Here is an 18,461-nt window from a genome sequence, read left to right on the forward strand (position 1 = left end):
GCCGGACGGCGCCGCCCGCACCGGGGAGATCGCGCTCCTACTTGCAGGGACAGTTCCCGTCCGTACCCGGCTTGTGCCCGTGGCCACCGTCATCGGGATGACCGGGATCGCCCGGCTTGCCGGGGTGTTCGGGCTTGTCGGGGTGCTCGGGGTCGCCCGGTTTCCCGGGGCTCTCGGGGTCGGTCGGCTCCGGGGTCTCGAAGTCATAGGTCGTGCTCGGCGTGCTCACCAGGTCCACGCCCGCGAGCAAGCCGGGGTTGCCCGACCCCTGGTTGATCTGGACCGCCCCGACGACGATGGCCGGCGACCCGGCCACGTAGTCGCTCAGCGGCTTGGCCCCACCGTTCGAGCACTGACGCTGCGTCTCCTCGATCACGCCGGGGATCGCCCGGGTCGAGCACCAGTTGCCGGTGCCGGCCTCGTAGCGGTTCCACTGCCCGGCCGTCGTGTCGTCGCCGTCGTTGTAGACGGGCTCGTAGGTCAGCGTCGAGAAGCCACCGTCAGCGTCCGGACCGTTGAAGTCCACGACGAGCTGCAGGCTCGGGAACTGGATCGGGTTGTCGGCCTCGGCCTGGAACGCCGAGTACGCGGCGGTCGGGATCCATGCCGCGAGCGGCGCGTCCACACCGGAGACCTCGGTCAGGGCCTGGACCTTGTCGGTGCCCTCCGGCGTCTCGAGGCGCAGCGACTCCGCGCCGCCTTCGGGCGGGCCGCCGAACGCGTCGGACAGCTCGGCCGTGCCGGCGCCGGTGGGGCTGATCGTGAACGGCTCCAGGTCCGGGCCGACGGTGGTCGTGGTCAGGGCCGGTAGCGGGTCGGCGTAGCCGGTCCCGCCGAGTGCCAGCGCCCCGCCGGCGGCGGCGAGGGCGGTGGCGGCGGCGAGCGCGGCGAACCGCGTCCGGCTCCGGGTCGTTCCGTGTGGGGTCAACGGAGTTCTCCTCGATCGGCTGGGTGCCCGGCCGCCCGATTCGGGGGATGCTGGCGACCTGGTGTAGTCACCAACGAGCGAGTGAGAGCTGGGTCACGCTCGAAAGTGGAGAGCTCCGGCAGGCGCGACGCGGGGTCCGGGGCCGGTTCGCACCCGCGGTGTGCGCGACGCCCGCGGGACATGCCCGCCAGGGCCTGACGACGCGGCGCAGCGGTCGGGCCGCGGGACCGCGCCGGATCAGCTGCCGACCTCCACGTCGCCCCGCACCCGCTCGGCCCGCGGCCCCGCTTCCACCAGCGTGCGGGCGTGCTCGTGCCAGACCGCGACGTCGCCGCGCAGCCAGGCAGCGCGCAGCTCGTCGCCCGTCCGGGACCAGCGCCGCAGCAGCACGAGGCCCTCGGCGGCCGCGCGGGAGCGCCGCAGCGGCCGCTGCCTGCCGATCGCGGCGGCCATCGCCAGGATCGAGCGCATCGCCGTCGCCACCGATCCACTGATCTCGATCGGCACGGGCATCCCGGCCGTGGCGTGCGCGACCCGCGCAGCGCGCGTCAGGGCCCCGACCAGCACGCCGCCGGCGAGCAGCACCAGCGGGACGACCAGCCACAGGACGGGACCGGCGGAGCCCGCCACGAGCATCGCGACCGGAACCCCGATCAGCACCACCGGGAACGACGACCACCGGGCCCACCGGGCCGCCCTCGACCGGGCGTGCGCGCGGCGCTGCGCCTGCGAGCCGCTCGGGGCGTGGTCGGCGCGCACGAGGCCGCGGTCGACGAACAGCAGGGCGGTGTCCGACTCATCCGGCACCGTCCGATTGTGCACCGGCGGGGAACGGGCCCCGGATCAGGCCTGCTCGCGCGAGCACCACCAGGTGGATCGGCCACCGACGGTGCTGTGCGCCATCTCGGCGCCGCAACGCGGGCAGTGCCCGCCCGGGCGCCGGTGCTCGATCACCTCGCCGGTGTGCACGCCGCCGCGCGCGACCGCCCGCTCCAGTGCGCGGTCCAGGTTGCGCCGCAACCGGTCCAGGTCGGTGCGGGAGAGGTCCTGCACCCGCGCGGACGGCCGGATCCGGGCCTGCCAGAGCGCCTCGTCGGCGAGCAGGTTCCCGATGCCGGCGAGCACCGACTGGTCGAGCAACCGGGCCTTGACCGCGGACCGGCCGCGTCGCAGCCGCTCGCGGAACACGGCCGGCGGCACGTCCTGGGCGTCCGGGCCGAGGCCGGACAGGTCGGGGTCGAGCCGGACCCGGCCGAGCCGGCGCTTGTCGAGAAGCCGGCAGTGCCCGCCGTCGTCGAAGGTGAGGGTGAACCGGTTCCACTCGGCCCTGCCGGGCTGCCGGTCCGGGTCGCCTCCGAGCTGCTCGCCCCCGGACCGGGTGACGACGATCCGCCCGCCCATGCCGAGGTGTATGCCGAGCGCCGGGCCGGCGTCGCCGTCCGGGGTCTCGGTGTCGCACCCCATCGACTTGCCGATCCGGTGCGCTGCGGTGAGCCGCCCGCCCGTGAGTGCGGCGGCGATGTCGCCGGGGTGGTGCGGGCGGCACACCCAATCGTCCCGGTCGTCGACGCCGGTGATCGTCTGACCGACCGCCCCGGCCAGCACGATCCGGGCGTTCTCCACCTCCGGCAGCTCTGGCATGACGGTCAGTGTGGCGCGGCGGCGAGGGGCACGGGCCCGGGGCCGGCCGGCGTTGCTGCAGCACCCGCTCGGCGTCGCGGTGCTGCCGGCCAGCTCTGTCGCGGTCGCGGTCACCTACAACGGCGCGGTCCGCCGCCTCGACCCCGCCACGACTACTCCAGCCAGGCCAGCACCGCCATCACCCGCCGGTGGTCGTCCGAGGACGGCGGCAGCCCGAGCTTGGTGAAGATCGAGGAGATGTGCTTCTCGACGGCGCCCTGGGTGATCACCATCAGGCGTCCGATGGCGGTGTTGGTGCGGCCCTGCGCCATCAGCTCCAGCACCTCCCGCTCCCGCGGGGACAGCTCCTCGAGGGGGTCGCGGCGGCGGCGCTTGGTGAGCAGCGCGGAGACGACCTCCGGGTCCAGCACGGTGCCGCCCGCGGCGACCCGCCCGAGCGCGTCGGACAGCTCGGCCAGCTTGGAGACCCGGTCCTTGAGCAGGTAGCCGACCCCGCCGCCGGCCTCCAGCAGGTCGGTCGCGTAGGACTCCTCGACGTACTGGGAGAGGACCAGGATCCCGACAGCCGGGTGGGTCCGGCGGATCTCCAGCGCCGCGCGCAGGCCCTCGTCGGTGAACGACGGCGGCATCCGCACATCGACGACGGCGACCTCCGGCCGGTGCTCGGCGATGGCCTCGACCAGCGTGCTCCCGTCCCCGACGGCGGCGAGCACGGTGGCGCCGGCCTCCTCCAGCAACCGGACCAGTCCTTCGCGCAGCAGCACCGAGTCCTCGGCCAGGACCACCTGCATCGTCATGTGACCATCCTTGCCTGAGACACGACCTGAGTGTCACCCCTCCCCCAGGCCGGCCACCGGTACCTCGGCCACCAGCACCGTCGGGCCGCCGGGCGGGCTGTGCACGTCCAGGCTGCCCTCGACGATCTCCAGCCGGTCAGCGAGCCCGGCCAGCCCGTGCCCCTTGCCCTGATGGGCGCCGCCGTGTCCGTCGTCGCGGACGACCACGCGCAGCACGGTCGCCTCGACCGAGACGGTGACCGAGGCCCCGGTGGCGCCGGCGTGTTTGGCCACGTTGGTCAGCGCCTCGGTCGCCACGAAGTAGGCGGTGTTCTCGACCAGTGCGGGCAGCCGGGCGCCGTCGTCGAGGCCGACGTCGAGGTCCACCGGCACCGGGCAGCGCCCGGCCGCGGCGGCCAGTGCCGGGCCGAGACCGCGGTCGGCGAGGATCGGGGGCGCGATCCCGCGGGAGAGCGCGCGCAGCTCCGACAGCGCCTCCCGGGTCTGTTCCAGGGCCTCGTCCAGCAGCGGCCGGGCACGCTGCGGGTCGTCGTCCAGCCGCCGGACAGCGGTCTCCAGGTCCATCCCGAGCCGTACCAGGCGTTGTTGCGGGCCGTCGTGGATGTCGCGCTCGAGCCTGCGCAGCGTCTGTGCCTCGGCCGCCACCGCGGCGCGGCGCCCGGCGGCGAGGGCCTGCGCGCGGGCCCGCAACGCGGCGGTCTGGTTGGTGAGCAGGCCGCGGGCCAGCAGGGCCCGGACGTCGGTCAGCCAGCGCACCACCGTCGGCAGCGTGACCAGCAACAACACGCCGAGTCCGGTGTTGAGCGCGATGTCGCCGACCGTCGAGTCCACCCCGGTGATCGAGTGGAACAGCGTCCAGCCGTTCTCGCCGCGGGGCAGCGACCACTGCCAGAACAGGTAGAGCACACCGCCGAGCCCGGTGACCGCCCAGACCAGCGCGATCGCCGCCGTGACCACCCGTAGCGGCAGGCCGGCGACGGCGTGCGCGACGTCGCGCCAGGACTGCGGGTCGGCCAGCGCGCGGAACAGCCGGCCCATCAGCTGCCGGCCGCGGTTGGGCCGGTAGTGGTGCGGTGGCAGCGGGCGCCCGGTCGCGGCCTCGGTCGCGCGGCGTTCCAGCTCGGCGAGCCCGCGGGCCGCGGCGAGCGTGCCGACGGTGATCGGCAGCCCGATCCAGATCACGAACGTCCCGGCGCCCAGGCCGAGCCCGACCAGCACCATCACCCCGCTGACGATGGCCAGCGGCAGGCCGGTGAGCAGGTAGGCCATCTGCGCGCCGAGCCGGGTCCGGCCCGGCCAGCCCGACGGCCACGCCGGGTTCGGAAGGTGCAGCGCGCCGTCCCGGCCCAGGTACTCGCGCACCGGACCGTGGCCCCAGCCCTCCATCGCCCGGACCAGGTGCGGGTCCAGCGGGCCGGTACCGGGATCGTCCGGCCGCAGCCGCTCGTCCGATCCGGCGCTCGTGCCGGTCCCGCGGTCGCCCCGGCTCGCGCGCGCACGGTCCGGCGTCTCTTCGCGCATGACGGTTCGACACCTCCGGCGGGCTCGTCCCCTCCCCGCGCCGTCGAGGATAGAGGTGGAGACCGACCTCCGAGCCCGGCGGCACCTGGTCCGTCGGGCGGTGCCGGAGCTCCCGGTGAGATCCGTCGCGGCCGTGCGGGCGGCGGGTGCCGCGACGCGGGCGCCGCCGCATGATGGGATCCGGACGACAGGACAGCAACCGCAACGACGCGAGAGGGCCGCGAGTGGACGCCTCGGATCTGCAGGACGTGCTGGACTCGGTGCGCGACTTCATCCGCACCGAGGTGGTTCCGCTGGAGGAGACGATCGACGCCGAGGACGCCGTCCCGGAACGGATCGTCGCGCAGTGCAAGGAGATGGGTCTCTACGGCTTCACCATCCCGGAGCAGTACGGCGGTCTCGGGCTGACCGCCTCCGAGGAGGTCCGGCTGGCCTTCGAGCTGGGCTGGACCACGCCGGCGCTGCGCTCGCTGTTCGGCACGAACAACGGCATCGCCGGACACGTCCTCCTGGAGGGAGGAACCGAGCAGCAGAAGGACCAGTGGTTGCCCCGGCTGGCCTCGGGTGAGGTGACGGCGTCGTTCGGGCTGACCGAGGCCGACGCCGGGTCCGACCCGTCGTCGCTCGCGACCAGGGCGGTCCGCGACGGTGGCACCTGGGTGCTGAACGGGTCCAAGCGCTACATCACCAACTCCCCCGTCGCCGACGTGATCATGGTGTTCGCCCGCACCAACCCGGACGCCCCCGGCAACCGCGGGATCTCCACGTTCCTGGTGCCGCGGGACAGCCCGGGCCTCTCGGTCGGACCGAAGGACCACAAGATGGGCCAGTTCGGTGCGTGGACCGCTGACGTGCACCTCGACGACGTCCGGGTCCCGGCCGCGAACCTGGTCGGCGGTGCGGACGGCGTCGACAACGGGTTCCTCACCGCCGCGAAGTGCCTGGCGCACGGGCGGCTGCACATCGCCGCGGCCTGCGTCGGGATGGCCGACCGGCTGGTGCACGAGACCGTCGAGTACGCGAAGACCCGCGAGCAGGGCGGCAAGCCGATCGCCCGGTTCCAGCTGGTCCAGGGCCAGGTCGCGGACTCGGTGACCGACGCCCGCGCCGGACGCGGCCTGGTGCTCGACGCCGCCCGCAGCTTCGACGACGGCAGCGACATGGTCTCCGGCCCGGCCGCGGCGAAGTACTTCTGCTCGGAGATGGTCGGGCGGGTCGCCGACCGCGCCGTCCAGGTGCACGGCGGGGCGGGCTACATGCGTGGCGTCGCCGTCGAGCGATTCTTCCGGGACGCCCGGCTCTTCCGGATCTACGAGGGCACCAGCCAGATCCAGCAGGTGATCATCGCCCGGGACGCGCTGGGGAAGGCCGCCCGCGGCTGACCCGCGCGTCGCCGGCAGGGGGTGCCGCTGCCTCGGGGGCCGCCCGCGGCCTTCGTCGCCGTATGGTCATCGCTCGAGCGCCCTGGACCGCCCTCGACCACGCGCAGCTCCACTCCCAAGCTCCGGGGGCCCGGGGCTCCGAGGTGTCCCGAGGGGCACCCCCGCCTCTACCTGGGCCCCGAGGGTGCCCCGGGAGCGCCGGGCCGGGGCCGGAGCGCCCGGGCCGCCGGGCTGGGCCGGGAACGACGAACGCCCCGCCGCGGGAGCCGCGGCAGGGCGTTCGTGAACCGGATCGCTAGTGGTGCGCGGGCTTGCGGTGGTACTCGAAGACCAGCCCACCGATGGCGATCAGCAGCAACGTGCCGCCGACCAGGATGAGCCAGATGTACCAGAACGCGACGCCGATGCCGGTCAGCGCGGCGGAGGCGGCGAGGCCGATCGGCCAGTAGCTCCCCGGGGAGAAGAAGCCGACCTCGCCGGCGCCGTCGGAGATCTCGCCTTCCGGGTTGTCCTCGGGACGCTCCTCCAGCCGTCGCGAGACGAACCGGAAGTAGGTGCCGATGATCAGGGACAGACCCGCGGTCAGCCACAGCGCGGCGATGCCGACGACCTCACCCGCGAGGACCGTGTAGACGATCGCGCACAGGAAGAAGAACCCGGTGCAGATCTCGAAGATCCGGGACTCGATCTTCATCGGTGGTCCTCCCTCAGCCCGTCGCCTGGCCGGCGGCGATCTCGGCCAGCTGGCCCCGGTCGGTGTCGAACGGCTGCGTGGTGACGGCCTCGGGCGCGCACCACTGGCCGCAGTTCAGTGCCTGCAGCGCCTCACCGGTGGTGTAGGGCTGCCCGGTCTGCGCGTTGGTCTGCTTGCGCAGCTCGATGTAGCGGTCGAACAGCGCGGGCTCGAGGGCGCGCACCTCGAAGTTCATCTGCGAGTGGTACGTGCCGCACAGCTCCGCGCAGCGGCCGACGAAGGCGCCCTGCTGGTCGATCCGGTCGATCACATAGGTGTTGTCCTGCTCGTTGCGCTCCGGGTACGGGAACACGTCGCGCTTGAAGAGGAACTCCGGCACGAAGAACGAGTGGATCACGTCGGGCGAGCGCTGGGTGAACTCGATCGACCGATCGGTCGGCACGACCATGATCGGGATCGTGTCGCTGGTCCCGAGCGTGCTGACCGGCTGTCCGTCGGGGCCGGCCTCGTCGGGGTAGGAGAACTCCCAGTTCCACTGGAAGCCGACGATGTTGACCCGCAGGTCCGCCGGCCCACCCGCCGAGGCCTCCTCCTTGTCGACGTAGGTCTGCACGTTGACGGTGAAGGCGAACAGCACCGCGACGATGACGGTCGGGATCGCGGTGAAGACCAGCTCGATCGGCAGGTTGTACTGGGTCTGTTTGGGCAGCGAGCCGTCGTCGTCCTTGCGCTTCCGGTGGAAGATCATCGCCCAGAACATCGCGCCCCAGGTGATGACGCCGATGATGAGCGCGGCGATCGCGGACCAGGTCCAGAGGTTCCGCATGGACTCGGCCTCGGGGGTGACCCCGATCGGCCAACCGAAGCGGATGACCTCTTCGACCGAACACCCGGCCAGCACCGGAACCGTCAGCAGGCCCACCAGGCCCAGCTTCGTCGCCCGGCCCACCCGGGAGGGGCCTTCCGATCGGGCCACCGCGCGCCGCCTTCCTGTCGTCTCCTGCATCAGCCGCACTGCCAGCTCGTTCTTTCTCGTTCTGCCGTCACCACGGGGCAGCCGAAGGCGATCATGCACACCCGTTCGGAGCACCACCTTCGACCTCGCGTAGAGACTAGACGAACGCACGCCGTGGCGCGCCCTCCGGGGTACCCGCCGGGGGTGGTCCTGCGCACCATCCTCGACGTCCGAAACCGGCAGCCTCGCAGGACGAAGGCCGTTCCGCACCGGGGCGCGCGAGCCCGTCGGCGATGACTCGTCATACTGGGCGATGTGTGCGGACTGCTGGGACTGCTGACCGCCGGGGCGGACGCCGCGACCCGGGTGGAGCCGATCGCCGACGCGCTCCGGTGCGCGAGGCACCGCGGCCCGGACGAGAGCGCCACGTGGAACGACCACGACCTGGTGCTGGGCTTCAACCGGCTGTCGATCATCGACGTCGACCACTCGCACCAGCCCCTGCACTGGGGGCCGGTGCCCGGTGAGGACACGCGATACACCATCGCGTTCAACGGCGAGATCTACAACTACCTGGAGCTCCGCGAGGAGCTGATCGAGACCTACGACGCCGCGTTCGCCACCGAGGGCGACGGGGAGGTCATCGTCGCGGCGTTCCACTACTGGGGCCCGGACGCCGTCCAGCGGCTGCGCGGGATGTTCGCGTTCGCCATCTGGGACGCGGTCGAGCGCGAGCTGTTCGCCGCCCGTGACCCGTTCGGCATCAAGCCGCTGTTCCTGGCCACGACCGCCGCCGGCACCGCCTTCGCCAGCGAGAAGAAGTCGCTGCTCGCGCTGGCCGGCGAGCTGGGCGTCGGCCTGGACCTGGAGCCGGCCGCGCTGCAGCACTACCTGACCCTGCAGTACGTCCCGGAGCCGATGTCGCTGCACCGGATGATCTCGCGCGTCGAGTCCGGTACGCACGTGACGGTCCGCCCCGGCGAGGAGCCGCTGCACCAGCGCTACTTCGCCCCGAAGTTCGTCTCGCTGCCCAGCCACGCCCCGGCCAGCGCCGAGGCGGAGGCGATCGTGCACGGCGAGATCGCCGACGTGCTGCGCGACTCGGTGGCCAAGCACATGCGCGCGGACGTCACGGTCGGCGCGTTCCTCTCCGGCGGCATCGACTCCACGGCGATCGCGGCGCTGGCCAAGGAGCACAACCCGAACCTGATCACCTTCACCGCCGGGTTCGAGCGCGAGGGCTACTCCGAGGTCGACGTGGCGGCCGAGTCGGCGGCGGCGATCGGCGTCCGGCACGTGGTCCGCACGGTCAAGCCGGACGAGATGATGGAGGCCCTGCCGCTCGTCATCTGGTACCTCGACGACCCGGTCGCCGACCCGGCGCTCGTCCCGCTGTGGTTCATCGCCCGCGAGGCCCGCGAGCACGTCAAGGTGGTGCTCTCCGGGGAGGGCGCCGACGAGCTGTTCGGCGGCTACTCGATCTACCGGGAGCCGCTGTCGCTGGCACCGTTCGAGAAGGTTCCCGGCACGCTCAAGCCGGTCATGCGGCGGGCGTCGCGGCGGATGCCCGAGGGGATGCGGGGCAAGGACCTGCTGCGCCGCGGGTCGCTGTCGCTCGAGCAGCGCTACTACGGCAACGCCCGGATCTTCCGGGACGACCAGCTGCACGAGGTGCTGCGCGGCTACGACCCGCGGGTGTCGCACCAGGACGTCACCGCGCCGCACTACTTCGCCTCACACAACTGGGACCCGGTCGCCCGGATGCAGCACGTGGACCTGTTCACCTGGCTGCGCGGCGACATCCTGGTCAAGGCGGACAAGATGACGATGGCGCACTCGCTGGAGCTGCGGGTGCCGTTCCTCGACCCCGAGGTCTTCGACGTCGCCTCGGCGCTGCCGCAGTCGCAGAAGATCACACACGGGTCCGACGGCACCACCAAGTACGCGCTGCGCCGGGCCTGCGAGGGGATCATCCCGCCGCACGTGCTCAACCGGCCCAAGCTCGGCTTCCCGGTCCCGATCCGGCACTGGCTGCGGGACGAGATGTACGCCTGGGCCCGCGACATCCTGCAGAACTCCGGCGCCGGGCATCTGATCGACCTGCAGGCCGTGCACCGGATGCTGGACGCGCACCGGCAGGGCCCGGTCGACCACTCCCGCCGGATCTGGGCGGTGCTGGTGTTCCTGATCTGGCACGGGATCTTCGTCGAGCGCCGGATCACCCCGGACGTCCCGGCGCCGACCTACCCGGTCAAGATCTGACCGATTCCCCGACGACGAACGGCCGGCACCCCGGGACGGGGTACCGGCCGTTCGCGGTCGGGGACGGGGATCAGGCGGGCAGCACGCCGCTGATCTCGTCGGCGGCGGCGTCGCCGAAGGTGTCGCGCAGGCGGGTCACGGCGGCCGCGCGGTCCCAGGTCCACTCCTGCGGGCCGTCGGACTCCAGCACGTAGGTCGCGATCAGGGCGCCCAGCTGGGCCGCACGCTCCACCGACAGGCCACCGGTCAGGGCGGTGAGGAACCCGGCGCGCCAGGCGTCACCGACACCGGTCGGGTCGACCTGCTCGGTCGGCGGGACGACGTCGACGCGGGTCTCGGTGCCGTCCGACTCGACGATCACCGCGCCCTTCTCGCCGTAGGTGGTGATCCGGGTGCCGACCTTCGAGGCGATCTCGGCCTCGGTCCAGCCGGTCTTCTTCAGCAGCAGCTCGTACTCGTAGTCGTTGGTGACCAGGAACTTCGCACCGTCGATCAGGCGCCGGACCTCCGGGCCCTCCATCCGGGCCAGCTGCTGGGAGGGGTCGGCGAGGAAGGGGTAGCCCTTCGCACGGCACTCGTCGGTGTGGCGCACCATCGCGTCGGGGTCGCTCGCCCCGATCAGCACCAGGTCGAAGCCACCGACCCGCTCGCCGATCGGCGCGAGCTCGATCTCCTTCGACTTGGCCATCGCGCCGGTGTAGAAGGACGCGATCTGGCGCATGTCGTCGTCGGTGGTGCAGACGAACCGCGCGGTGTGCACGTCGTCGAACGTCGACACCCCGGAGGTGTCGACACCGCGGTCGTCGAGCACCTTCTTGTAGTCGGCGAAATCCGGACCCACCGCCCCGATGAGCACCGGGTTCTGGCCCAGCACACCGAGCGCGAACGCGATGTTGCCGGCCACCCCTCCCCGGCGGACCACGAGCTCGTCGACGAGGAAGCTGACCGAGATCCGGTCGAGCTGCTCGGCGAGAATCTGCTCGGAGAACTTCCCGGGGAAGTGCATCAGGTTGTCGGAGGCGATAGATCCCGTCACGGCAATAGGCACGACGGGCACCCTACGACACGGAAACGGGCCCCGTCATGATCACGAAGATCACCACGAGGCCCGTCTACCACTCCGACCTGCGGGAACGCCCGCTCAGGAAAGGCTCAGTTGAACGAGTCACCGCAGGCGCAGGAGCCTCCGGCGTTCGGGTTGTCGATCGTGAAGCCCTGCTTCTCGATGGTGTCGACGAAGTCGATCGACGCGCCCTGCAGGTACGGCGCGCTCATCCGGTCCACGCCCACCTTGAGGCCGTGGAAGTCCCGGAACAGGTCGCCGTCCAGCGAGCGGTCGTCGAAGAAGAGCTGGTAGCGCAGGCCGGCGCAGCCACCCGGCTGGACCGCGATGCGCAGGTGCATGTCGTCGCGGCCCTCCTGCTCGAGCAGGGTGCGCGCCTTGACGGCCGCGGAGTCGGTGAGCTCCACGCCGTGCGTCTGCTCGGTGGGCGTGGCGATCACGGAGTCTTCAACGGTCATGACTCTCCCAACAACGTTCGGGGCCCGCGGTGTTCCCGGACCGTGCCGTGGTTCCCGGACCAGGTTTCCCGGACCTGGGTGCTCCAGACCTGGTGCTCCGGCCCTGCGGCGGTCTTTCCGAACTCATACTACGGCCCCGGACCGACGTCCAGCCTCCCGGTGAACACCGGATCGGCGAGCGTGGCGTGGGCCCCGTCACCCGGCGCGGGCGTCAGCCACGGCTCCAGCGCGGTGCGACCCGGGCGGCCAGCTCCGCCAGCGTGCCCGCGGGGTCGGCCATCGAGGCCTCCAGTCCGAGCTCCTCGGCGACGCCGTGCGCGGCATCCACCCCGGCCACGCCGGCCTCCCGGCGACCGACGCTGACCTGCCCGGCCAGCACCACGCACGGGAGCCCCCGGTCCGCGGCCCCGCGGGCCACCGCCGTGATCAGCTTCCCGCGCAGCGACTGCCAGTCGAAGCTGCCCTCCCCGGTCACGGCGAGCCCGCCGCTCGTGGCCGCCGCGTCCAGCTCGGCGTCCAGGCCGACGAGCTCGCGGACCAGTCCGGCCCCGGACTCCACCCGCGCGCCCAGGGCCAGCAGCGCCGCGCCGAGCCCGCCCGCGGCGCCGGCCGAGGGATCGTCTCGGACGTCCCGCCCGGCCAGCTCGGCCAGCGGCCCGGCGAAGACCTCCAGCGCCCGGTCGAGCTCGCGGACGGTCGCGGCGTCGGCGCCCTTCTGCGGGCCGAACACCTCGGCCGCACCGTGCGGGCCGACCAGCGGGTTGTCCACGTCCGAGGCAGCGACCAGCTCGATCCCGGCGAGCGCCGGGACGCCGTCCAGCCGGGCGCACTGGGCCAGCACGGCGCCGCCCTCGGGGAGCGGGAGGCCGTCGTCGTCGACCGGAGCGGCGCCGAGCGCGGCGAGCATCCCGGCGCCGCCGTCGGTGGTGGCCGACCCGCCGAGCCCGACGACGATCCGGCGTGCCCCGGCGTCCCGCGCGGCGGCCAGCAGCTCGCCGACCCCGTGCGTGGTGGCCGAGCGGGCCACGCCCGGGGTGCGGTCCGCGCGGGGCACGTGGTGCAGCCCGCACGCCGACGCGCACTCCAGGTAGGCGGTGTCGCCGACCTGCAGCCAGGACCCGGGCACCGGGTCGCCGAGCGGCCCGATCACCTCGCGGGTGTGCACGGCGCCGCCGAGTGCTGAGTGCAGGACCTCGGTGAAGCCGGTGCCACCGTCGGCGAGCGGGACCGGCCGGACGTCGTCGTGCGGGGCGGCGCGCCGCCATCCCTCGGCGATCGCCTCGGCCGCCTCCCGTGCACTGAGCGTCCCGCCGAACGAGTCCGGAGCTACCACGATCCGCATGCGGGTGAGACTAGCGGCGGCCCGTATCGTGGAGCTGTGAGGTTTCTGCGCCGTTCTGAGAGCTCCGGCTCGACCGACACCGTGTCCGCCCCGGAGACCGACGGCGCGGACGCCGCGGACGAGCGGCCGCGCACCCACACCACCCCGGGCAAGGGCCGGGCCACGCCGCGGCGCCGGGACGCCGAGGGCAGGCGCCGCGGCCCCGCGCCGGCCCCGCCGCGGACCCAGCGCGAGGCGTCCAAGCTGGCGCGGGCGAACCGGCCGTCGAAGGACGACCGCCGGGCCAAGGCGGCCGAGCGCCGTCGCCGGATGGACGCAGGCGACGACCGGGTGCTGCTCCCCCGCGACCGCGGGAAGGTGCGTGCCCACGTCCGGGACGTCGTGGACTCCCGCCCGCACGTCATCGGGCTGTTCCTGCCGCTGGCCGCGCTGGTGCTGGTGGCCGCCCTGGTGCAGAACCCGATGCTGCAGCAGTACATCACCCTGTTCACGTTCCTGATGCTGGCGGTGATGGTCGTCGAGGGGACGATGCTGGGCGTGCAGGTGCTGAAGAAGGCCCGGGCGAAGTTCCCGGAGGAGGAGATCAAGGGGCTGCCCACCGGCTGGTACGCGTTCTCCCGGGCGACCCAGCCGCGCAAGATGCGGGTGCCGAAGCCCAGGGTCAAGCGCGGCGCCGACGTCTGAGACGCCCGGGGTCAGCTCAGCAGCAGTGACCCGTCGGGCTTGTCGAGGGTCGCGGTCAGCCCCGGCCGCTCCCCCGCGGCGACCTCCACCCCGGAGCCCGCGCCGAGCGCGTCCAGCACCCGGGCGATCCGGGCCGGATCCGGGTGGGTCAGCCGCAGCACGTCCAGGCTCGCCGGTACCGGCAGATCGTCCGACGGGTGCCGGGTCGTGCCCCAGTCGATCAGGAACGGCAGCACGCCGCCGGCGTCGTCCGGCGGGAAGGCCAGCCGCCAGCTCAGCAGCGCGCCGTCCGGGCGGCGGCGGGACATCTCCCGGGCGACGCCGGGGTCGTGCCCGGCGGCACGCACGGCGTCCAGCGCGGTGTCCAGGTGGGTGACGCGCACGGCCCAGGTGACCAGGACGGGCGCGTCCAGGGCGTCGATCCGGAACGGCCGCGGAGCCGCGGGTTCGTCCTGTTCCCGGTCCGGCCCGACGATCTCGAGGTAGCGGCCGGACCCGATCCCGGCGAGCCGGTTCCGGGTGCCGACGCCGACGTGCGGGCCGCCCTCGACGGTGTCTACGCCACGTCCGGCCAGCTCAGCAGCGGTGCCGGCGAGGTCGGCGGTGGCCAGGACGAGGTGATCGAGCACCGTGCCGACGGTACTCCGGGGCGGGTACGTCACGATGTGGGCGTGAATGCAGGCGTGAACCCCGGTGCCGTGTCCCGGACGCTGGTACTCGGCGGCACCCGGTCCGGCAAGTCCCGGTACGCCGAGGAGTTGCTCGGCGACGCCCCGGGCGTGCGGTACCTCGCCACCGCCCGGCGGGTCCCCGGCGACGCCGAGTGGGACGCCCGGGTCGCCGCGCACGTGGCGCGCAGGCCGGGATCCTGGACCACCGAGGAGATCGGTGCGGGACCGGACCTGGCGGCCGCCCTCGCCACCGGCGGGCCGGTGCTGGTCGACGACCTCGCGACCTGGCTGACCGGCATCCTGGACGACGCCGGGGCCTGGGACGCTCCTGGCGGGTCGCTCCCGGAGGTCGACGCGGTCGTCGGCGGGCTGGTGGCGGCCGTGCGCGACGCACCCGGGCCACTGGTGCTGGTATCCGCCGAGACCGGCCTCGGTGTGGTTCCCGAGTCGCGGTCGGGGCGGCTGTTCCGGGACCGGCTCGGCGAGCTGAACGCGGCGCTGGCCGCGGTCTGCGAGGAGACCGTCCTGGTGGTGGCCGGGCGGCCGCTGCGGCTGCCCCCGGGCCCCGCTCCGGCCACCGGGTCCGCCACCCAGCCGACCGCGGCCGCTCCGGTCACGCCGGTCTCGATGCCCCGGCCCGTGTCCGACGACGTGGCCACCCCGACCGGCGAGGTCGCGGGGACCCCGGCCGCCGTCCCGGCTTCCGGCGACGGCGGCCCGTCCCCGGCTCCCGCCGACGGCCGCCCCCCGGCCACCGACGACAACGACAACGACAACGACAATCGGATCACCGTCACGGCGGTCGGTCGCCCAGACACCGCGAGCCGCCGGGCGGCCGTCGCCCGGGTGTCGACGCTGGCGATGCCGGTCGCCGGGCTCGGCCGGCTGGGCGAGCTCGGTGTGTGGCTGGCGTCCTGCCAGGGCGAGTGCCCGCCGCGACCTCCGGTGCGCTCCCGGGTGGTGCTGCTGGCCGCCGACCACGGCATCGCCGAGGCCGGGGTCTCGGCCTACCCGCAGGCGGTGTCGGCGATCCGCGCGAGCGCCGCGGCGGCCGGACGGCTGCCGGTCACGGTCGCCGCGGGCACGGCAGGCGCCACCGTGCGGGTGGTCGACGTCGGGCTGGCCGAGGACGGCTTCGGCGACGACGAGCACGTCGTCGTCCGGGGCACCGGGCGGGTGGACCGCACCGACGCGCTCACCCCCGACCAGGCCGCGAGTGCCTGGCGGACCGGTCGCCGGCTGGCCGACGAGGAGATCGAGTCCGGCGCGGACGTGCTGGTACCGGGCACCCTCGGCGTCGGCGCGAGCACCCCGGCCGCGACGCTGGTGGCCGCGCTGACCGGTGCCGAGCCGGTCGCCGTCGTCGGACGGGCGTCCGGGATCGACGACCGGGCCTGGATGCGCAAGGCGGTCGCGATCCGGGACGGCCTGCGCCGCGCCCGCCCGCACCTGCGGGACCCGCTGGGCCTGCTCGGCGCGGTCGGCGGCACCGACCTGACCGTCCTGGCCGGGTTCCTGGCCCGGGCCGCCCGCCGGAAGGTCCCGTGCGTGCTGGACGGCGTCGCCGTCGGTGCGGCGGCGCTGCTGGCCGAGGAGCTCGCGCCGGGCGCCAAGGAGTACTGGCTGGCCGCGCAGCCCTCCACCGAACCGGCGGCCGCGCTGGTGCTCGAACACCTGTCGCTCACGCCGGTGCTGGACCTGGCCGTGCGCACCGACGACGGCACCGCGGGCGTCACCGTGCTGCCACTGCTGGTGACCGCGGCCCGGCTGCTCGGCGAGACCGGTACCGCCGAGGACACCGGGATCGTCCCGGGCGCGGCACCGGCCAGGGCCACCGCCGCGCGGTGACCGGGGCAGTACACACCACAGCCGGACGGGTGCTCGCCGGTGCGGGGCTGGCCGTCAGCTGGTTGACCGTGCTGCCCGCCCGGGTCCGCACCGGGGCCGAAGGCGCGCTGCCCGATGGCGTGCCGGCCTGGGCGTTGCGCTGGGCGCCGGTGGTCGGCCTCGGCCTGGGCGCGGCCGGCGGTGCGCTGCTGCTCGGCCTGACCGCCGCCGGGGTGTCGCCGCTGGTCGCGGGCCTGCTGGTGGTCGGGGCGGGAGCGCTGGCGACCCGCGGGATGCACGTGGACGGCCTGGCCGACACCGCCGACGGCCTCGGCAGCTACGGGCCGCCGGAACGGGCGCTGCGGGTCATGGCCGACGGCGGGGCCGGCCCGTTCGCCGTCGTCACGCTGCTGGTGGTACTCGGAGGCCGGGCCGCAGCACTGGCCCAGCTGACGTCGGCAGCGCCGGCGGCGGTGCTCACCGCCTGCGCGCTGGCCGCCGGGACCGGACGGGCCGGGTTCTGCTGGGTCGCCCGCCGCGGGACCCGCGCCGCCCGTCCCGGCGGTCTGGGCGCGACGGTCGCCGGGTCCCAGCCGTCCTGGGTGGCGCCGCTGTGGTGGGCGGCGCTGGCCACCGCGGCAGCAGTAGCCCTGACGACGGTCGCCGCGCCGGTCGCGGTGGCGTCGGCAGCGGCGGCCGCCGTCGCCCTGGCGGCGGTGCTGGTGGTGGGCCTGGCCGCACACACCCGTCGCCGTTTCGGCGGGATGAGCGGCGACGTTCTCGGCGCCGCCACCGAGCTGGGCTCGACCGCCGTCCTGATCGTCCTCGCGGCGGCCCTCACCGGGTGATCACCGGATGTGGAGCACGGCGGCCGCTCAGCGAACGATCCGCTCGATGACCGGCGATCGCACCGAGGCGGCCGCCGGGACCAGCGGGTGCATCCAGCCGTGCGTGTCCGCCGCGGCACCGCGCTGGATCGCGGTGAGCCGCTCGCGCAGCGCCAAGGTGACCGGGCCGGGCTCGCCGTCGCCGATCGTCACCTCGCCGCCGTTGTGCTTGACGGTGCCGATCGGGGTGATCACCGCGGCGGTCCCGCAGCCGAACGCCTCGGTGAGGACGCCGGTGGCGGCCCCGCCCAGCCACTCCTGGCCGGCGATCCGGCGCTCCACGACGTTCATCCCCAGGTCCTGTGCCAGCACCAGCAGCGAGTCGCGGGTGATGCCCGGCAGCACCGAGCCGCGCAGGTCGGGGGTCGCGACCTCGATCCGGTCGGCGTCCTCGGAGCGGAACACGAAGAACAGGTTGTTGGAACCCATCTCGTCGATCCAGGTGTGCTCCTCGGCGTCGAGGTAGGCGACCTGGGCGCAGCCGTGCTGGGCGCCGACCGCCTGCGGGAGCAGCGACGCAGCGTAGTTCCCGCCACACTTGGCGGTCCCGGTGCCGCCGAGCGCGGCCCGGGTGTACTCGGTCTCCAGCCACACGTCCATCGGCTTGACGCCGCCGGAGAAGTACGGGCCCGCCGGGGACGCGAGCACCGCGTAGAGGTACTCCGCCGAGGGCCGCACCCCGAGCCCGACCTCGGTGGCGATCATGAACGGCCGCAGGTACAGCGAGTCCTCGCCGCCGGCCGCGGGAACCCACTCGGAGTCCACCGCGATGAGCTCGGCCAGCGAGGCGAGGAACAGCTCCTCGGGCAGCTCCGGCATCGCCATCCGGCGGGCCGAGCCCTGGAAGCGGCGGGCGTTCGCGTCCGGCCGGAACGACGAGATCGTGCCGTCCGGCTGGCGGTAGGCCTTGAGCCCCTCGAAGATCTCCTGGCCGTAGTGCAGCACCATCGACGACGGGTCGAGCGTGAGCGGCCCGTACGGCATCACCTGCGGGTCGTGCCAGCCACGGCCCTCGGTGTAGCGGATGGTGACCATGTGGTCGGTCATGTACCGGCCGAACCCGGGGTCGGCCAGCATCTCGGCGCGCCGCTGCGCGGACACCGGGGCGGGGTTACGGGTCACGGAGAACTGCGGCGCGCTCATAGCAGAAACGGTATCTCCGCTGCCGGGGCGGGCAGTAGTCGGATTCCCGACAGTCCACCGTGAGTGGTTATCGCGGCCGGGACCGCGTGTCCTGTCTCAGCACATCTGCGACAGATCTGTCTCAACACATCGAGGACAGGTTGTTGGTGGTTGTGGTCCGCTGGTAGCGGACGCTGCGGTCGAGGGTAAGGCTGGCGGTGACTGCG

Annotated in this window: 17 protein-coding genes; 5 read left to right on the forward strand and 12 right to left on the reverse strand. The window is 73.8% G+C overall.

Annotated elements, in window-relative coordinates; all coding sequences use genetic code 11:
* Nucleotides 1-37 precede the first annotated feature (37 nt).
* From ACLFMI_RS24360 to ACLFMI_RS24380, 5 genes are all read right to left on the reverse strand, one after another.
* Entirely contained in the window at nt 38-928 is an 891-nt protein-coding gene (locus ACLFMI_RS24360) for a hypothetical protein (protein WP_410950282.1), read from the reverse strand.
* A 237-nt stretch (nt 929-1,165) separates the two neighbouring features.
* The gene (locus ACLFMI_RS24365; protein ID WP_410950283.1) at nt 1,166-1,735 is read right to left on the reverse strand and encodes a hypothetical protein; all 570 of its coding nucleotides are present in this window, start codon (nt 1,733-1,735) and stop codon (nt 1,166-1,168) included.
* A gap of 36 nt (nt 1,736-1,771) precedes the next feature.
* Nucleotides 1,772-2,569: an Fpg/Nei family DNA glycosylase gene (locus ACLFMI_RS24370; protein WP_410950284.1), complete on the reverse strand. Its 798-nt coding sequence runs from the start codon at nt 2,567-2,569 to the stop codon at nt 1,772-1,774.
* Between the two features lie 152 nt (nt 2,570-2,721).
* Nucleotides 2,722-3,360 (reverse strand): response regulator transcription factor, encoded by a 639-nt coding sequence (locus ACLFMI_RS24375; protein ID WP_410950297.1) that lies wholly within the window; start codon nt 3,358-3,360, stop codon nt 2,722-2,724.
* 39 nt (nt 3,361-3,399) lie between these two features.
* Complete coding sequence (locus ACLFMI_RS24380; RefSeq protein WP_410950285.1) at nt 3,400-4,887, reverse strand: sensor histidine kinase; 1,488 nt, start codon at nt 4,885-4,887, stop codon at nt 3,400-3,402.
* Between the two features lie 224 nt (nt 4,888-5,111).
* Here ACLFMI_RS24380 and ACLFMI_RS24385 point away from each other — a divergent pair, with 224 nt between their 5' ends.
* Entirely contained in the window at nt 5,112-6,269 is a 1,158-nt protein-coding gene (locus tag ACLFMI_RS24385) for an acyl-CoA dehydrogenase family protein (RefSeq protein WP_410950286.1), read from the forward strand.
* 295 nt (nt 6,270-6,564) lie between these two features.
* On the opposite strand, the gene ACLFMI_RS24390 is transcribed toward ACLFMI_RS24385, so the two are convergent.
* Entirely contained in the window at nt 6,565-6,963 is a 399-nt protein-coding gene (locus tag ACLFMI_RS24390) for a cytochrome c oxidase subunit 4 (RefSeq protein ID WP_410950287.1), read from the reverse strand.
* Between the two features lie 13 nt (nt 6,964-6,976).
* Nucleotides 6,977-7,939 (reverse strand): aa3-type cytochrome oxidase subunit II, encoded by a 963-nt coding sequence (ctaC, locus tag ACLFMI_RS24395; protein WP_410950288.1) that lies wholly within the window; start codon nt 7,937-7,939, stop codon nt 6,977-6,979.
* Nucleotides 7,940-8,233: 294 nt separating this feature from the next.
* Here ctaC and asnB point away from each other — a divergent pair, with 294 nt between their 5' ends.
* On the forward strand, nt 8,234-10,180 hold the full coding sequence (gene asnB / locus ACLFMI_RS24400) for an asparagine synthase (glutamine-hydrolyzing) (RefSeq protein WP_410950289.1): 1,947 nt from the start codon (nt 8,234-8,236) through the stop codon (nt 10,178-10,180).
* Nucleotides 10,181-10,250: 70 nt separating this feature from the next.
* On the opposite strand, the gene ACLFMI_RS24405 is transcribed toward asnB, so the two are convergent.
* The 3 genes from ACLFMI_RS24405 to ACLFMI_RS24415 form a co-directional block, all read right to left on the reverse strand.
* Nucleotides 10,251-11,186 carry a carbohydrate kinase family protein gene (locus ACLFMI_RS24405; protein WP_410950298.1) on the reverse strand — a complete coding sequence of 312 codons (936 nt, stop codon included), beginning with the start codon at nt 11,184-11,186 and terminating at the stop codon, nt 10,251-10,253.
* 146 nt (nt 11,187-11,332) lie between these two features.
* On the reverse strand, nt 11,333-11,701 hold the full coding sequence (locus tag ACLFMI_RS24410; protein ID WP_410950290.1) for a HesB/IscA family protein: 369 nt from the start codon (nt 11,699-11,701) through the stop codon (nt 11,333-11,335).
* Between the two features lie 211 nt (nt 11,702-11,912).
* Nucleotides 11,913-13,043, reverse strand: a complete 1,131-nt coding sequence (locus ACLFMI_RS24415; protein ID WP_410950291.1) for a glycerate kinase family protein — start codon at nt 13,041-13,043, stop codon at nt 11,913-11,915.
* A 36-nt stretch (nt 13,044-13,079) separates the two neighbouring features.
* Here ACLFMI_RS24415 and ACLFMI_RS24420 point away from each other — a divergent pair, with 36 nt between their 5' ends.
* On the forward strand, nt 13,080-13,727 hold the full coding sequence (locus ACLFMI_RS24420; RefSeq protein WP_410950292.1) for a DUF3043 domain-containing protein: 648 nt from the start codon (nt 13,080-13,082) through the stop codon (nt 13,725-13,727).
* Between the two features lie 11 nt (nt 13,728-13,738).
* Here ACLFMI_RS24420 and ACLFMI_RS24425 read toward each other — a convergent pair whose 3' ends face one another.
* Entirely contained in the window at nt 13,739-14,356 is a 618-nt protein-coding gene (locus tag ACLFMI_RS24425) for a VOC family protein (RefSeq protein ID WP_410950293.1), read from the reverse strand.
* A 42-nt stretch (nt 14,357-14,398) separates the two neighbouring features.
* Between ACLFMI_RS24425 and ACLFMI_RS24430 the strand changes: the two genes are divergently transcribed.
* Nucleotides 14,399-16,246, forward strand: coding sequence for a bifunctional adenosylcobinamide kinase/adenosylcobinamide-phosphate guanylyltransferase (locus tag ACLFMI_RS24430; RefSeq protein ID WP_410950294.1), 1,848 nt, complete (start codon nt 14,399-14,401; stop codon nt 16,244-16,246).
* Nucleotides 16,243-17,073 (forward strand): adenosylcobinamide-GDP ribazoletransferase, encoded by an 831-nt coding sequence (locus ACLFMI_RS24435; protein ID WP_410950295.1) that lies wholly within the window; start codon nt 16,243-16,245, stop codon nt 17,071-17,073. The genes ACLFMI_RS24430 and ACLFMI_RS24435 overlap by 4 nt, the downstream gene beginning before the upstream one ends.
* A gap of 27 nt (nt 17,074-17,100) precedes the next feature.
* Here ACLFMI_RS24435 and ACLFMI_RS24440 read toward each other — a convergent pair whose 3' ends face one another.
* Entirely contained in the window at nt 17,101-18,255 is a 1,155-nt protein-coding gene (locus ACLFMI_RS24440) for a branched-chain amino acid aminotransferase (protein WP_410950296.1), read from the reverse strand.
* Nucleotides 18,256-18,461 lie beyond the last annotated feature (206 nt).

This window comes from Pseudonocardia nantongensis, assembly GCF_046546495.1.
Lineage (GTDB): Bacteria > Actinomycetota > Actinomycetes > Mycobacteriales > Pseudonocardiaceae > Pseudonocardia > Pseudonocardia nantongensis.

Bases quoted from the DNA above. Each gene is read 5' to 3' on its own strand.
- ACLFMI_RS24415 (WP_410950291.1), bottom strand. From the start codon at position 13,043: ATGCGGATCGTGGTAGCTCCGGACTCGTTCGGCGGGACGCTCAGTGCA.
- ACLFMI_RS24380 (WP_410950285.1), bottom strand. From the start codon at position 4,887: ATGCGCGAAGAGACGCCGGACCGTGCGCGCGCGAGCCGGGGCGACCGC.
- ACLFMI_RS24405 (WP_410950298.1), bottom strand. From the start codon at position 11,186: ATGCACTTCCCCGGGAAGTTCTCCGAGCAGATTCTCGCCGAGCAGCTC.
- ACLFMI_RS24370 (WP_410950284.1), bottom strand. From the start codon at position 2,569: ATGCCAGAGCTGCCGGAGGTGGAGAACGCCCGGATCGTGCTGGCCGGG.
- ACLFMI_RS24440 (WP_410950296.1), bottom strand. From the start codon at position 18,255: ATGAGCGCGCCGCAGTTCTCCGTGACCCGTAACCCCGCCCCGGTGTCC.
- ACLFMI_RS24375 (WP_410950297.1), bottom strand. From the start codon at position 3,360: ATGCAGGTGGTCCTGGCCGAGGACTCGGTGCTGCTGCGCGAAGGACTG.
- ACLFMI_RS24410 (WP_410950290.1), bottom strand. From the start codon at position 11,701: ATGACCGTTGAAGACTCCGTGATCGCCACGCCCACCGAGCAGACGCAC.
- ACLFMI_RS24390 (WP_410950287.1), bottom strand. From the start codon at position 6,963: ATGAAGATCGAGTCCCGGATCTTCGAGATCTGCACCGGGTTCTTCTTC.